The 14,709-nt window shown below is 67.7% G+C and carries 10 protein-coding genes and 2 tRNA genes; 2 read left to right on the forward strand and 10 right to left on the reverse strand.

Annotated elements, in window-relative coordinates; all coding sequences use genetic code 11:
• Window positions 1-14: 14 nt before the first annotated feature.
• Together QRN53_RS01650 and QRN53_RS01655 are read right to left on the reverse strand one after the other, a co-directional pair.
• The gene (locus tag QRN53_RS01650; protein WP_285242279.1) at window positions 15-1,469 is read right to left on the reverse strand and encodes a dihydrolipoyl dehydrogenase family protein; all 1,455 of its coding nucleotides are present in this window, start codon (window positions 1,467-1,469) and stop codon (window positions 15-17) included.
• A 76-nt stretch (window positions 1,470-1,545) separates the two neighbouring features.
• Window positions 1,546-1,622, reverse strand: a tRNA-Arg gene (locus tag QRN53_RS01655).
• A 277-nt stretch (window positions 1,623-1,899) separates the two neighbouring features.
• Between QRN53_RS01655 and QRN53_RS01660 the strand changes: the two genes are divergently transcribed.
• The gene (locus QRN53_RS01660) at window positions 1,900-3,726 is read left to right on the forward strand and encodes a phosphoenolpyruvate carboxykinase (GTP) (protein WP_285242280.1); all 1,827 of its coding nucleotides are present in this window, start codon (window positions 1,900-1,902) and stop codon (window positions 3,724-3,726) included.
• 91 nt (window positions 3,727-3,817) lie between these two features.
• Here the strand turns inward: QRN53_RS01660 and QRN53_RS01665 are convergent, their stop codons facing one another.
• The 4 genes from QRN53_RS01665 to QRN53_RS01680 form a co-directional block, all read right to left on the reverse strand.
• Window positions 3,818-4,978, reverse strand: a complete 1,161-nt coding sequence (locus QRN53_RS01665) for a globin domain-containing protein (RefSeq protein WP_285242281.1) — start codon at window positions 4,976-4,978, stop codon at window positions 3,818-3,820.
• Window positions 4,979-5,117: 139 nt separating this feature from the next.
• Complete coding sequence (locus QRN53_RS01670) at window positions 5,118-5,567, reverse strand: RrF2 family transcriptional regulator (protein WP_285242282.1); 450 nt, start codon at window positions 5,565-5,567, stop codon at window positions 5,118-5,120.
• Window positions 5,568-5,581: 14 nt separating this feature from the next.
• On the reverse strand, window positions 5,582-6,079 hold the full coding sequence (locus QRN53_RS01675) for a hypothetical protein (protein ID WP_285242283.1): 498 nt from the start codon (window positions 6,077-6,079) through the stop codon (window positions 5,582-5,584).
• A gap of 6 nt (window positions 6,080-6,085) precedes the next feature.
• Window positions 6,086-7,504 (reverse strand): phosphomannomutase/phosphoglucomutase, encoded by a 1,419-nt coding sequence (locus QRN53_RS01680; protein ID WP_285242284.1) that lies wholly within the window; start codon window positions 7,502-7,504, stop codon window positions 6,086-6,088.
• Window positions 7,505-7,656: 152 nt separating this feature from the next.
• Here QRN53_RS01680 and QRN53_RS01685 point away from each other — a divergent pair, with 152 nt between their 5' ends.
• Window positions 7,657-9,861 (forward strand): RecQ family ATP-dependent DNA helicase, encoded by a 2,205-nt coding sequence (locus tag QRN53_RS01685; RefSeq protein ID WP_285242285.1) that lies wholly within the window; start codon window positions 7,657-7,659, stop codon window positions 9,859-9,861.
• Window positions 9,862-9,897: 36 nt separating this feature from the next.
• Here QRN53_RS01685 and QRN53_RS01690 read toward each other — a convergent pair whose 3' ends face one another.
• The 4 genes from QRN53_RS01690 to QRN53_RS01705 form a co-directional block, all read right to left on the reverse strand.
• A complete protein-coding gene (locus QRN53_RS01690) occupies window positions 9,898-11,460 on the reverse strand; it encodes an MFS transporter (protein ID WP_285242286.1) in 1,563 nt (520 codons plus the stop codon).
• Window positions 11,461-11,643: 183 nt separating this feature from the next.
• Window positions 11,644-11,732: transfer RNA gene (locus QRN53_RS01695), tRNA-Ser, on the reverse strand.
• A 173-nt stretch (window positions 11,733-11,905) separates the two neighbouring features.
• Window positions 11,906-12,436 (reverse strand): GNAT family N-acetyltransferase, encoded by a 531-nt coding sequence (locus tag QRN53_RS01700; protein ID WP_285242287.1) that lies wholly within the window; start codon window positions 12,434-12,436, stop codon window positions 11,906-11,908.
• Window positions 12,437-14,695 carry a prolyl oligopeptidase family serine peptidase gene (locus QRN53_RS01705; protein WP_285242288.1) on the reverse strand — a complete coding sequence of 753 codons (2,259 nt, stop codon included), beginning with the start codon at window positions 14,693-14,695 and terminating at the stop codon, window positions 12,437-12,439.
• Between the last annotated feature and the right edge of the window lie 14 nt (window positions 14,696-14,709).

Genomic DNA, 14,709 nt, shown 5'->3' on the forward strand with positions numbered 1-14,709 from the left:
AGTTCAAATAAGGGTCACAGGCCGTACTTCTCCAGCAGCCTCAGCCAGACCTCACTGATGGTGGGATAGGAAGGGACCGCATGCCAGAGCCGGTCCAGCGGAACTTCGCCCACTACTGCCACCGTGGCCGCGTGGAGCAGCTCGGCTACGTCCGGCCCGGCGAAGGTGGCGCCCAGGAGGACCTTCCGGTCTTCGTCCACCACCAACTGTGCCCACCCCTCATAGTTCTCCGAGTGCAGGGAGGAGCCGGCCACCTGGATGGGCAGCTCCACGGAGGAGGCGTTGTAGCCGTCCTTCCTGGCGGTCGCCAGCGTGGGCCCCACACTGGCCAGTTCGGGATCGGTGAAGACGACGCTGGGCACCGCGTGCTGGTTGGCAGTCTGGGCGTACCGGGTCCAGTCGCCCGGGGCTCCCTTGAGGTCGCCCTTGGCCCGGGCGGCAATGGCGTCGCCGGTGGCGCGGGCCTCGTACTTGCCCTGGTGGGTGAAGAGGTTCTTGCCCGCGGCGTCCCCCACTGCATACAGCCAGTCGTCGTCGCCCGGGGTGCCTTCCACGAGGCCCGTGGTGTCCGTGGACAGGCTCAGGTGCCCCGATTCGCCCGGCTCGAAGCCGACGCTTTCCAGGCCCAGGCCTTCGAGGGCGGGGTGCCGGCCGGTGGAGACCAGTACCTTCTCGGCCGTCACGGTGGTTCCGTCACCCAGGCTGAGGGTGAGCGTCCCGTCGTCGTTCGCGGCGATCCGTTCAGTGGCCGTGTGCAGCCGGAGGTTGACGCCGTCTGCCCGCAACCCCGCCGCGACCAGCGACGCCGCTTCCTCGGGGAATGTGCCAAGCAGGCCGCTGCGCGCCACCAAGGTAACGCTTGAGCCCAGGCGGGCAAAGGCCTGTGCCAGCTCCGTTCCGGCCACGCCGCCGCCCAGGACAATGAGGCGCTCCGGAATCTCGCTTGCCGACGTCGCTTCCCGGGTGCCCCAAACCTGCACGTCCTCCAGTCCCTCGATGGGAGGGTTGTTGGGGGTCGATCCGGTGGCCAGGACCACCGCATGCCGGGCCCGCAGCAGGTGTTGCGCCCCGTCCAGGCCTGCCACCTCCACCGTCTTGGGCCCGGTCAGCCAGCCATGGCCGCGCACCAGGTCGATGCCGGTGTCCTCAGCCCAGGTGACCTGGCTGTCGTCCTGCCAGTTGGAGGTGAAGTAGTTGCGGCGTGCCAGGACGGCGGCGGCGTCGAGGGTTCGGGTGACGGCTTCCTTGGCTCCGGGAGTGGTCTGCGCCCCATGCAGGGCGGTGCCAGGCCGGAGGAGCGCCTTGGACGGCATGCACGCCCAGTACGAGCATTCACCGCCAACGAGTTCCGCCTCCACCATGACGGCGGTGAGGTCCGCTTGGACCACACGGCCCGCCACGTTTTCTCCAACGGCGCCTGCGCCGATCACAACAACATCAAATTCGCGCTCAGCGGCCTCGGGCATCATGTGCACAGCCTAGCCGGGCCGGAGCGGCGGGACAGCACGAAAAAGGTCCGCACCGGCGAACCGGTGCGGACCTTTTTGGTGCGCCCAAAGGGATTCGAACCCCTGACCTTCTGTTCCGTAGACAGACGCTCTATCCAGCTGAGCTATGGGCGCATTCCGTGTTCCGGGAGAAGAACCGCTCTCCCCGAACCTCGAATTACTTTACGCGAGCCGGGGCCGTAGTGCCAAATCGAAACGCTTGTAATCTCCGCAACTAGACCGGTCTAGGTGACCTTAGTCACTTAATCGGCGTTTTTGCCGCAACAATTCCTTGATTTTCCGCGGAATTCACTTTTCGTGACCGGAGATGTCAGTCAAGCTCCCCAAAAACTCCAGTGGTCCGGACCATAGCATTTAGGACACACCGATGAACCCGAGGAAGGGAACTGCAATGGGCGATCTGGCGCAGAAGCCGCTGCTTGAGAAAGCACCCACCACACATGCCGGCTTGCTGGCATGGGTCGAAGAGGTTGCTGAGCTTACGCAGCCGGACCGCATTTACTGGGTTGACGGGTCGGAAGAGGAAAACACCCGCCTTACCGACGAGCTTGTCGCTGCCGGAACCCTCACGCGCCTCAACCACGACCTGTTCCCGAATTCCTTCGCCGCGTTCTCAGATCCCGCCGACGTGGCCCGCGTCGAGGAACAGACCTTCATCTGCTCGGAAAACAGGCGTGACGCCGGCTTCACCAACAACTGGATGGACCCGCGCGAGATGAAGGACAAGCTGCGCGGGCTCTTCGCCGGTTCCATGCGTGGCCGCACCATGTACGTCATCCCGTTCGTCATGGGCCACCTGGATGCCGAGGACCCCAAGTTCGGCGTGGAAATCACCGACAGCGCCTACGTCGTCGCCTCCATGCGCATCATGGCCCGCATCGGCACGGATGTCCTGAACCGGATCACCGAGACCAACGCCTTCTTCGTCCCGGCCCTGCACTCCCTGGGCGCTCCGTTGGTGCCGGGCCAGGATGACGTCCCGTGGCCGTGCAACCCGGACAAGTGGATCGTCCACTTCCCCGAAGAGCGCTCCATCTGGTCCTTCGGTTCCGGCTACGGCGGAAACGCGCTGTTGGGCAAGAAGTGCTACGCCCTGCGCATCGCCTCCGTGATGGCCCGCGACGAAGGCTGGCTGGCCGAGCACATGCTTATCCTCAAGCTGACCTCGCCCGAGCAGAAGACGTACTACATCTCCGCGGCCTTCCCCTCCGCCTGCGGCAAGACCAACCTCGCCCTGCTGGATCCCACCATCAAGGGCTGGAAGGTCGAAACCCTCGGTGACGACATCACGTGGATGCGGTTCGGCAAGGAAGGCGAGCTGCGCGCCGTCAACCCCGAGGCCGGCCTCTTCGGCGTCGCACCCGGCACCGGCTGGGGCACCAACCCCAACGCCATGCGGGCCATCGCCAAGGGCAGCAGCATCTTCACCAACGTGGCCCTGACCGACGACGGCGGCGTGTGGTGGGAGGGCATGACGGACGAGGTGCCCGCACACCTGACCGACTGGCAGGGCAACTCCTGGACGCCGGATTCGGACAAGCCCGCAGCGCACCCGAACTCCCGTTTCTGCACCCCGATCGACCAGATCGACATGCTGGCCGAGGAATACTTCAGCCCCGACGGCGTGGAGCTCTCCGCGATCCTGTTCGGCGGCCGCCGGAAGACCACCATTCCCCTGGTCACCGAGGCCCGCAGCTGGTCCAACGGCATCTTCATGGGCTCCACCCTGTCCTCGGAAACCACCGCCGCCGCTGCCGGCGCGGTGGGTGTGGTCCGGCGCGACCCCATGGCCATGCTGCCCTTCATCGGCTACGACGCAGGCGACTACCTGAACCACTGGGTCAACCTCTCCGCCAAGGCAAACCCGGAGCGCCTGCCCAAGATCTTCCTGGTCAACTGGTTCCGCCGGAACTCCGAAGGCGGCTTCGCCTGGCCTGGATTCGGCGACAATGCCCGCGTGCTCAAATGGGCCATCGAGCGACTGGAAGGCACGGCAGACGCCGTCGAAACCCCCATCGGCTACGTGCCCACCGGCGAGGCCATCGACCTCGAGGGCTTGGACATGACGGCCGCGCAGGTCGAGGAAGCCGTCAAGGTTGACCCCGCCGAATGGGCCACCGAGCTGGCCTCCATCGAAGACTGGTTCGCCAACTTCGGCGGCTCTCTGCCCGAAGCCCTGCAGTCCGAGCTGGCAGGCCTGAAGGGCCGCCTCTCCTAAGCACCACCGCCTGAAGCACGACGACGGCCCCGCACCTTTTCGAAAAGGTGCGGGGCCGTCGTCGTTTGTCCAGCCGCCAACGGATGCCTTGCTAGCTGGCGAGCCAGATGTCCGGGCCGAAGACCTCGTAGTGGATCCTGGTGGCGGGAATGCCGGCGTTGATGGCCTCGTTGCGGATGTTCTTCATGAACGGCAGCGGGCCGCAAAGGTACAGGGAGGCATCCGCGGGCAGGTCCACTTCGCGCAGGGACATGAAACCTTCCTTGGCGCCGTCCACCGGCTGCTCCAGCCAGAGCTGCAGCTCGGCACCGTCCAGTCGCTCGACGTCGTTGGTCATCTGGCTGCGCAGGGCCCAGCTGTCCAGGGTGCTTTCCGCGTGCAGCACCAGTACCTGCCGGTCAGAGCCTGAGGCGGCCAGCGACCGCAGGATGGACGCGGTGGGGGTGCAGCCGATGCCGGCGGAGGCCAGGACAACGGGGCCGTCGCCTTCCTTGAGCGTGATCTCGCCATAGGGGTTGGAAATTTCGACGACGTCGCCCACCTGGACGGTGTGGTGCAGGACGGGGGAAACCTCGCCGCCGTCGTCGAGTTTGGTGGTGAAGATACGGCTGGTGCCGGCATCCCCGGAAAGGGAGTACTGCCGGACTTGGCGCAGGCCGTCAGCGACCGGCACCTTCACGCTGATGTACTGTCCGGGCAAGGCTGCGGTGACAGGGGTGTCATCCGCCGGTTCCAGGGTGAAGGTCATGGAGCCGGTTCCGGCGGAGGCCTTGGCCGCCACCCGCCACGGCGTCCACATTTTGTCGTTGGCCTGGGCCGCGTAGAGCCCCTTTTCGAGCTTGATCAGGGCATCTGCCATCAGCCAGTACACCTCGGTCCAGGCTTCTGCGATTTCGGGGGTGATGACCTCTGCCAGGTCTTCGGCGATGGCGGCGAACAAGTGCTCGTAGACCACCTGGTACTGCGGTTCGGTGATCCCCAGGGAGGCGTGCCGGTGTGCGATGCGGGACAGGACCGTTTCCGGCAGGGTGCCCGGGTTGTTCATCAGGTGGGTGGCGAAGGCTGCGATGCTCCCGGCGAGGGCCTGCTGCTGGTTCCCGGAGCGCTGGTTGGAGCGGCTGAACAGGCCATCCATCAGTTCGGCGTGCGCCGCGAACAGGCGGGCGTAGAAGTTCGGGGTGATCGATCCGATCCGGGAGCCGACCAGCGGCAGGGTGGCCTCAATGACGGGGCGGGACTTGTCCGAGAGCATCTGAAACTCCTGAGGTTATGGCCGGGGCCTTCGTCCGGCCGGATGAAAACTCGCATTTCAAATACAAGTATTTCTGCCTCAGTTCTACACTGCGTAGAAGTTTGAAAGCAAACTGGTAGTCGACGCCCGGATGCGGTGGCTACAAGCCTGGGCGGAGGCCGATCATCTGGAACACGGGCGCCATCTGGCGGGCGTGGGGAAGGTCCGCGATCAGCACGGAGTCGAGCTCCGCGTAGAAGGCTTCCCGGGCGCGCGCCAGGGCGCTGCGGAGCCGGCATTCGGTGATCAGGGGGCAGTTGCCGGCCGGCGATACGCAATCGGCAGGATCGGCCCTGGAATCGAGCTGCCGCAGGATCTGCCCCACGCTGGCAACGCGGCCGGCGTGGTTGAGCCGGGACCCGCCGGTGCGGCCACGGACAACCTCAATCAGTCCCAGGCTCCGCAGCTTGGCCATGGCCTTGCTGACGTGGTTGTAAGGCGTCCCCACCGAGTCCGCGATGCTCTGCGTAGTCAGCAGGGTGCCGTCCGGGACCGCTGCGAGCACCATGAGTGCGCGCAGGCTCACGTCAGCGAAGGCGTTGATCTTCACGGAGGGCCGCTGGTCTAGTCCACCCAGATGGCGGGCTCGCTGGCATCCGCGCCCAGCTCGCCAAAATCCCAGGACTGGGTGGTGGGATTGGCGGCATACGGCAGGACAGCCGCGAAAAGGGAACCGTCCCGGTGCTCCGCGGCGACGTGGATGGCGTCGGAATACTCTTCGACCAACAGGATGTCGCACACGAGCGCGGCGGCCCGGAAGTCGTCCCGGTTCTGCCGCAGGAGCGCCTGGAGATCCTGGATCATTGCCTCGGCGTCAAAATCCCCGTCCGTGTCCTCCCCGGCCTCTGCCGGGGAGACGGCAACCAGCCGCACCTCGCCGTCGTTCTGGACCGTGAGGGCGAAGGGCAGGAAGCCGCCGTTGCGCTGGAGTTGCTCCTGGGCCGCGCTGACACCCGTGCCCAGCAGGTTCTCCAGGTCGGTTGCCGTGGCTTCCGGCACCGAATCGCGCCAGCTCTCCTGCCCGCCGAGGCCCTCCGTTGCCTGCCCGGTGTGGTCAGCCATCCGCTGCTAGGCCCGTACCAGCGAGAGGACGCGGTCGCGGATGCGCTCCATGGTGGCCCGGTCCGTTGCCTCGGCGTTGAGCCGCAGGAACGGTTCCGTGTTGGACGGGCGGAGGTTGAACCAGTAGCTGCCGTCGTTGGCAGTGAACGTGCTGCCGTCCAGGGTGTCGATGGTGAGGTCCTCGTCTGCGAAGGCCTGGCGCACCCGCTCTACCGCCGCCGGCTTGTCCTCCACCTCGGAGTTGATCTCGCCGGAGCTGACATAGGGTTCGTATTCGCGTGCGAGGTCGGACAGCGGACCGTCCTGCTCGCCCAGTGCGGCCAGGACGTGCATGGCCGCCAGCATGCCGGTGTCCGCGTTCCAGAAATCGCGGAAGTAGAAGTGCGCGGAGTGCTCGCCGCCGAACACGGCGCCTTCCTCAGCCATGACCGCCTTGATGAATGAGTGGCCCACGCGCGTCCGGACAGCACGTCCGCCGTCGTGCTCCACCAGCTCGGCGACCGCACGGGAGGTCAGGAGGTTGTGGATGATAGTGGGCTTTTCCTCGCCCTGTGCCTTGGCGCGGGCAATCTCGCGGCGCGCCACCATTCCGGTGATGGCCGACGGCGATACGGGCTCGCCCTTCTCGTCGATGACGAAGCAGCGGTCCGCATCGCCGTCGAACGCCAGGCCGATGTCCGCACCGTGCTTGATGACCGCCGCCTGCAGGTCGCGGAGGTTCTCCGGCTCCAGCGGGTTGGCGGGGTGGTTGGGGAACGAACCATCCAGTTCGAAGTACAGCGGAACAATGTCGAACGGCAGTTTGTGCAGCAGGGTGTCGCCCAGCACGGCGGGCGTGGTCAGGCCTGCCATGCCGTTGCCGGCGTCCACCACCACCTTCAGCGGGCGGGAGGCCGAGAGGTCAACCAGCTTGCGGAGGTACTCGGAGTAATCCTTGAGGACGTCGCGGACGCTGATGTTTCCACGGGCGCCGGCTGCGGGGATGGACCCGGCGTTGAGGTACTGCTCCGAGAGGGCCTGGATCTCCTTGAGGCCGGTTTCGGAGGAAATCGGGACAGCCCCGGCCTTGGACATCTTGATGCCGTTATAGGCGGCAGGGTTGTGGCTGGCGGTGAAGGTTGCGCCGGCGCGGTTGAGGAAACCGCAGGCAAAGTACAGCTCGTCAGTGGAGATCAGGTCCAGCAGCTCCACGTTGGCACCCCGCGTGGCGGCGCCGTTGGCGAAGGCCTTGGTGAACTCGGGGGAGGAAGGGCGCATGTCGCCGCCCACCACGATGGTCTGGCCTTCGAGCTTGAGGACGTCCACGAACGCGGCCCCCACGGCTTCGACGATTTCGGCGGTGATCGATTCGCCCACGATCCCGCGGACGTCGTAGGCCTTGAAGGATGCCGAGAGATCAAATGTCGTTGTCTGTTCGCTAGTCACGGGCTTTATCTTACGTGGGCGGCGGACGCAGCCAAGCTGGTTCCGGGCGCACTTTCGTAACAGCTGCGCGCATTCCGGCGTGCCGGCCGCCGCTTTCCACATAGCGGTCCCGGACTGTGCCGGCTGTCAGGGGGTGCTGGGATACTGAATCAATGGCCGATAACCAGTACGCTTCCACAACCTCCGCCACCACACTTGCAAACCCCGAAGGCCCGGATGCTCCGGGAACTGCCACCCATGCCGAGGCCCTCGAGGTGCTTCGCGGCCTGGTGGGGCATCCCGGTGCGGTGTTCCATGACGGGCAGTTTGAAGCCATTGAGGCATTGGTCGACGCCGGGAGGCGGGCTTTGGTGGTCCAGCGCACCGGCTGGGGCAAATCCGCCGTGTATTTCGTGGCGTCCCTGCTGCTGCGGCGCCGGGGTGCGGGCCCCACGCTGATTGTCTCGCCCTTGCTCGCCCTGATGCGGGACCAGGTCGCCGCCGCCGCGAGGGCCGGCGTCCGGGCCGTGGCCATCAACTCCGCCAACCAGCTGGAGTGGGACACGGTCCGTGAGCAGTTGGCCGCCGATGAAGTGGACGTCCTCCTGGTCTCCCCGGAACGGCTGACCAATCCCGCCTTCCGTGAGACCCAGTTGCCCGAGCTCCTCCGCCGGACCGGCCTCCTGGTGATCGACGAAGCCCACTGCATCTCCGACTGGGGCCACGACTTCCGCCCCGACTACCGCCGCATCGCAGACCTCATCACGCGTCTGCCGGATTCGGTGCCGGTCCTGGCCACCACCGCCACGGCCAATTCACGGGTGGTGCACGATATCGAAGAGCAGCTTGGTGCGGGCGTCCTGACCATCCGCGGCGCGCTGGGTCGCGATTCGCTGCGGCTCGGCGTCCTGTCGCTTCCCGATTCCAAAGCGCGCCTGGGCTGGCTGCTGACACACCTCTCGGATCTCCCCGGCAGCGGCATCATCTACACCCTGACGGTGTCCGCAGCCGAGGACACCGCCAGGCTGCTGGCCGAGGCCGGGCACCACGTGCTGGCCTACACCGGCCGGACCGATCCTGCCGACCGGGAACGGGCCGAGCAACTGCTGAAGGACAACGAGGTCAAGGCGCTGGTAGCTACGTCGGCACTGGGAATGGGCTTCGACAAACCGGATCTTGGCTTCGTCGTCCACCTGGGCGCACCGTCGTCGCCCGTGGCCTACTACCAGCAGGTGGGCCGTGCCGGCCGTGGGGCGGCCAACGCCGACGTCTTGCTGCTGCCCGGCTCCGAGGACCGCGAAATCTGGCAATACTTCGCCACCGCGTCCATGCCGTCCGAGGAGAAGGCCGGGGCCGTGCTGACCGCCCTGGCCGAGGCCGGAACGGCCCTGTCAACGGTGGCGCTGGAAGCCAGGGTGGACCTGCGGCGCACGCCGCTCGAGTTGCTGCTGAAGGTACTTTCCGTGGACGGTGCCGTGGAACGGGTGGGCGGCGGCTGGCGGTCCACCGGCCAGCCTTGGGTTTACGACGCCGAGCGGTACAGCCGGATCGCCGAGGCACGCGTGGATGAGCAGGACTCCATGGTGATCTACCAGGACACGGCGGGCTGCCGGATGGAGTACATCACCTCGGTCCTGGACGATGAGACGGCGCGGCCCTGCGGGCGGTGCGACAACTGTGCTGGCCAATGGTTCCCCGCCGACGTCGCGGCCGATGCCACAGCGGCCGCGAGCCAGACCCTGAGCAGGGCGGGCGGGGTCCTGGAGCCCCGCCTGCAGTGGCCCAGCGGCATGGACCGCCTGGGGGTTCCGGTGAAAGGCAAGCTCAAGCCCGCGGAAGGCCTTGCTGAGGGCCGTGTCCTTGCCCGGCTGACGGACCTCGGCTGGGGCGGGGCCTTGCGGGAGCTGTTCGCCTCCGGCGCGCAGGACCGGCCGGTGGACCCCGGGATGCTCCAGGCCTGCGTGCAGGTGCTGCGTGAGTGGGGCAGCAGGGACGCCCGGAATCCGGGGTGGAGCGGGGCCGGCAGGCCGGCTGCGATCGTCAGCATCCCCTCCCGCAGCAAGCCGCAGCTGGTGGGTTCGCTGGCCCGCGGGATCTCGGACATCGGGCGCATCCCCTACCTTGGCGAGCTGCAGTTGGCGCACGGCGGGCCCACCGGCGGCCGTGGCGGGAACAGCGCGTACCGGCTGGCGGGAGTGTGGGACCGGCTGGTGGTGGGCCCGGAGCTTGAGGCCGCGCTGCAGGCTGCCCAAGGCCAGCCGGTCATGCTGATTGACGACCTTGCCGACAGCCGGTGGACCCTTACGGTCGCCGGGCGGGCCCTTCGGCAGGCCGGGGCGGGGGCGGTGCTTCCGCTGGTGCTGGCGCAGGCGGGCTGACCACAGGCCCGCCGGCCATAGTGCCAGGCCCGCCGGTCACAGTTTCTGCGCGCCGCCGGTTCCACTGCCAGGGCCGCCGGCTCCAACGCCACCGGCTCCAGTGCCAGGGCCGCCGGCTGTCCCGGGCCGGGCCTGGTCGGCGGCGGGTGGGCCGGGCCGGTCACCGGCGTCCGTCCGGTGTCCCCGCTGGCTCACCGACGCCCCGGCGTGCCGCGGCAGGAGGATGCTGTCCGCAGTGCTGGCCAGCATCAGGACGGCCATGGCCACGAATGCGGCCCGGAACGGTGCGGCCGCATCCTGGTGCCCGGGGGATATCCCGTCAAACGTCCTGATCAGCAGGGCCGCGACGGCGATCCCCGAGCCCGTAGCCAGCTGCACCAGGGTCGCTGACACGGTGTTGGCCGAGGTGAGTTGTGCGGGCGGGATGTCCGCGTACTGGACGGACGCATATGACGAAAAGCCGATGGAACGGAAGGCCCCGCTGCACACCAGCAGCGCGACCGTCAGGGCTTCCGGGGTTTCCGGAGTCAGCAGGGCGCAGGCGGCGAAGGTGGCGGCGGAGGCCAGGGAGGCAAACACGAGCATCGCTTTGAAGCCAAACTTCCGGATCAGCGGCGTGGTGGCCGGCTTGATGCCGATGTTGCCGATGAACACCGCGGCCACCAGGGCGCCTGCATGCAAGGGGGTCCAGCCGAACCCGGCCTGGAACATCAGCGGCAGTAGGAACGGGACCGAGCTGATGGTCACCCGGTACACGAAACCGCCGGTAGCCATGGCGCGGAACGTCCTGGCGCGGAAGACCTGCAGGTTGAACAGTGGATGCGGGGTGCGCTGCATCCACGCCACGGCCGCCGCCAGCGCCGCTGCCCCGGCGGCGGCGCTGATCGCGGCCCAGGGCAGTTCGGGGTGGCTGCTGGCAAGCTCCAGACCGGCTACGAGCGCGCCCACCCCGGCGGTGGTCAGTGCCAGGCCGGGCCAGTCCAGTCGCCGGCCGGGATCGCCCGGCGACACCGGGACCAGCCGGAGCGAAGCCACGAACGCGGCGGCACCGAGCGGAAGGTTGACCAGGAAGATCCAGTGCCAGGACAGGTAGGTGGTGAGCGCGCCGCCCACCAGCGGGGCCAGGACCGGTGCCAGGAGCCCGGGCCACACCAGGAACGCGGTGGCGCGCAGTAACTCGGATTTGGGTGTGCCGCGCAGCACCACCAGGGTGCCCACCGGGACCATCATGGCGCCGCCCGCCCCTTGGGCGACGCGGCTCAAGGTCAGGGTGGTGAGGTCCGGGCTGAGGGCGCAGGCCAACGACGCGAGGGTGAAGACGGCGATTGCCAGGCAGAAGATCCGGCGCGCACCAAAGCGTTCCGCCAACCAGCCGCTGAGGGGAATGCCGACGGCGACCGTCAGCAGGTAGGCGGTCATGGTGATGTTCACGTCCGCGGCGGGAATGGCGAAGTCTGCCGAGATGCTGGGGATGGCGGTGGTGAGGACCGTCCCGTCAAGGAACTCCATGAAGAAGGTCGCCGCCACCAGGAGTGCCAGGCGAGGATTCCATGCCGTCCGGGTGCCTTCGGGCATGGGTGGGTTGCTGCGTGCCGCCATGGGCCAATCCTGCCACCGACTCCGGAACTCCGCCCTCCGCGTCCGTTGGGCGGACTGCGCATTCCAATCCGGGCGCCGTCGGCAGTAAGCAGCCGCGGGGACCCCAGGAGCGCAAAAGGCCCCGGGCGCGCAAAAAGACCCCGGGAACGCAAAAGGCCCCGGTCCAAGGACCGGGGCCAAACGCGGAGACGGGGGGATTTGAACCCCCGGTCGAGTTTAACCCCGACCCTTCATTAGCAGTGAAGTCCATTCGGCCGCTCTGGCACGTCTCCATTTGCTATTCCTAGCCCACCAAGGATACGCAGATCCGGCCATGCAGTGCAAAACGGTGCCCGGCCAGGCAAACAGGCCGGCAGCAACGGCGCTACGCCGGGGAGCCAGGCCCGGAACCCGGCGCCGGGGTGCCTTGGCGGGGTGCCCCGGCGGCGTGCCTTGGCGGGGTTCCTTAGGGGAGTCGTTGCTCCGCGCGGACCATCCGGATTTCCGGCAGGTCCTCCCAGTCAGCCAGGACATCCCTGGCGCCATCAGGTTCAAAGCCGAAGCGGCGGTAGAAACCGATGGCGTTGCTGTTCGCCGCCGCCACCCAGAGGCTCGCCGGCCGGGTACCCAGCGCAGCGGTCAGCAGTTGGCCGCCAAGGCCCAGGCCCTGATGCGAGGCCAGCAGATACAACCCCCACAGCTCCAAGTCGCCGGAAGCCGGCGGCGGGTGACCAACGGGGGAACCCGGGGCGGGCAGCCGCCGCCGGCCGGCGAAACCAACTACCGTCCCGCCGTCGCACGCCACCCAGGCCTCGGCAGGGTCCGGACGGTCCAGCAAGCGCCGCCACAGGGCAAGCCGGCCCGCGGGATCCACCGAGGCAAGGAAGGCATCGGTCAACATGCCCCGGTACGTTTCCCGCCAGCAGCGGATGTGCACCTGGGCCACCTGCTCAATGTCCCCGGCCACAGCCCTCCGGACCGCCATGCCGGCAGCCATTCAGCCCGCCAGCGCCTTCCAGAGGAAATGCTGGCTGCGGGCCTGCAGCGCTGCCGCCTGCCGGTTGTCGGAGGCGCCGGCGTGGCCGCCCTCCAAGGCTTCGTGGAACCAGACGTTGGGGATCCCCATGGCCAGCATGCGAGCGGCCATCTTGCGCGCCTGGACCGGACCCACCCGGTCGTCCGAGGTAGCGGTCCAGATGAAGGTTTCGGGGTACTCCACCGCGTCCTTGAGCAGGTGGTACGGCGAGAAAGTCCTGATGTACTCCCACTGTTCTGGAACATCCGGGTCCCCGTACTCGGCGATCCAGGAATGCCCGGCGGACAGCTTGGTGTAGCGGCGCATGTCCAGCAGCGGCACGCCGCAGGAAACCGCCCTGAACAGTTCCGGGTACCGGGTGAGCATGTTTCCCACCAGGAGGCCGCCATTGGAGCCGCCCACGCAACCGAGCCGCCGCGGAGAGGTCACTCCGCGGGAGATGAGGTCCCGGGCCACTGCCGCGAAGTCCTGGTATGCCTTGTGCCGGTTTTCCTTCAGTGCGGCGCGGTGCCAGGCCGGCCCGTACTCGCCGCCACCGCGGATGTTCGCCACCACGTACACGCCGCCGCGGGAGTGCGGTGCCTTTCCGTCGTTGCCGTCAGAGAGCGTGGTCCGCCGTTCCAGCCACGCCCGGCCCACGGTGCCGCTGTAAGCGGGTGTCCGTGATACCTCGAACCCGCCGTAACCGGAGAGCTGGGTGGGGTTCTGTCCGTCCAAAGCCAGCCCGCGCGGCGCCACCTGGAAATACGGGACCCGGGTGCCGTCGTCGGACACGGCGAAGTGCTGCTCCACGTCATAGTCGCCGTCCGCAAAAAACGACGGCGAGGACTTGACCACCGCGTGCCGGCTCACGACGCCGGACGTCCCGGCGCTGCCCGACGCCGGTGCGCTGTCCCGCTCCAGGGTGCCCCGCATCAACGTGGTGGGCGTGGTGAAACCCGTGGCGATGAGCCAGAAGTCGTCGCCCGTGCCGCCGTCGGCGGGCCCTTCGTCCTCGTCGTCCACGGCATAGGCGTTCACGTCATGCAGCGGCGGGCAGGCGTCCAGGAGGGTGGCAGCCCAGCCGCCCTGCGCGCCGGAAGGTCGGGACGGGTCCAGCACCCGGATCTCAGCGGAGACGTCCTTGAGCAGGTTGAGCAGGAGGAAGTCCCGGGTCCAGCTCCAGGACTGCAGGGAGGTGTGGGCATCAGGGGTGAACAGGACCGTAAGGTCGCGGCTGCCGGCGAGGTAATCCTCGAACCTGGCGGCAAGCAGGGACCCGGACGGATGCGTGGTGCCTTCCAGGACCCAGTCCTGCTGGGGACGGAAGAGCAGCCACTCCCGGTGGGCGCTGACATTGACGTCGGTGGGTACGTCGATCTCCATCCAGGATTCGTCCCGCAGCACAAAGTTGGTGCGGTTGTAGAAGTCGATGTAGTCCACGGCGAAGGTCCGCTCAAAGCCGGGTGTGGAGTCGTGGGCTGCCATGGCCATCATGTGGTCTTCGGGCACCTCGAAGAGGCGCGGAGCCGCTGCCAAGGACTCTCCGCGCTTAAGCGTCACCGCCGTGCGGGCGTAGGAGGAGGCTGTCTTGGGCAGCCCGTCAGCGGTGGAGGCGACCAGCAGGGTGTCCGCGTCCAGCCACGACACGTTGCCTTTGGCAGTGGGCAGGTCGAAACCTGCCTGCGCAGGATCCACGAAGCCGCGTGCCTCGACGTCGAACTCGCGGTACCGGTTCGCGTCGCCGCCGTCGGGGGAGAGGGCCAGAAGTGCCAGCCGGTAGGGCTCGCCCGCGGCGGGGCGCAGGAATGTGGCGCCGTGGAACACCCACTCTTGGCCCTCGGCCTCGGCCAGTGCATCGACGTCCAGCAGAATGTCCCATTCCGGGGAATCGGTGCAGTAGCTCTCCCACGTGGTGCGCCGCCAAAGGCCCTTCGGGTTCTGCCGGTCTTTCCAGAAGTTGTAGTACCAGTCGCCGCGCTTGCCCACCATGGCGATCCGGTCGGTGGAGTCGAGGACTTCGAGGATGCCCGCTTCCAGTTCCGCGTAGTCGGCGCCCTCGAGCAGGTCCTCGGTGCGGGAGTTCTGCTCCCTGACCCAGGCCAGCTGTTCTTCGCCGTAGATGTCCTCCAACCACACATTTTCGTCGACCGGTTCGGGAGCGGAGCCCGCGGACAGGGTGGCGGAGGTGTCCCGGCCGGGACCGGGAACGGACGCTTGATCAGCTGCTGTGGTGGTCATGCGCCCCATCCAAA

It is taken from the genome of Pseudarthrobacter sp. fls2-241-R2A-127 (genome assembly GCF_030209355.1).
Taxonomy (GTDB): domain Bacteria; phylum Actinomycetota; class Actinomycetes; order Actinomycetales; family Micrococcaceae; genus Arthrobacter.

What these genes read in the sequence shown, in the direction of transcription:
- QRN53_RS01665 (WP_285242281.1), bottom strand. Translation starts at nt 4,978, where the DNA reads ATGCTCTCGGACAAGTCCCGCCCCGTCATTGAGGCCACCCTGCCGCTG.
- QRN53_RS01650 (WP_285242279.1), bottom strand. Translation starts at nt 1,469, where the DNA reads ATGATGCCCGAGGCCGCTGAGCGCGAATTTGATGTTGTTGTGATCGGC.
- QRN53_RS01690 (WP_285242286.1), bottom strand. Translation starts at nt 11,460, where the DNA reads ATGGCGGCACGCAGCAACCCACCCATGCCCGAAGGCACCCGGACGGCA.
- QRN53_RS01675 (WP_285242283.1), bottom strand. Translation starts at nt 6,079, where the DNA reads ATGGCTGACCACACCGGGCAGGCAACGGAGGGCCTCGGCGGGCAGGAG.
- QRN53_RS01705 (WP_285242288.1), bottom strand. Translation starts at nt 14,695, where the DNA reads ATGACCACCACAGCAGCTGATCAAGCGTCCGTTCCCGGTCCCGGCCGG.
- QRN53_RS01685 (WP_285242285.1), top strand. Translation starts at nt 7,657, where the DNA reads ATGGCCGATAACCAGTACGCTTCCACAACCTCCGCCACCACACTTGCA.
- QRN53_RS01700 (WP_285242287.1), bottom strand. Translation starts at nt 12,436, where the DNA reads ATGGCTGCCGGCATGGCGGTCCGGAGGGCTGTGGCCGGGGACATTGAG.
- QRN53_RS01660 (WP_285242280.1), top strand. Translation starts at nt 1,900, where the DNA reads ATGGGCGATCTGGCGCAGAAGCCGCTGCTTGAGAAAGCACCCACCACA.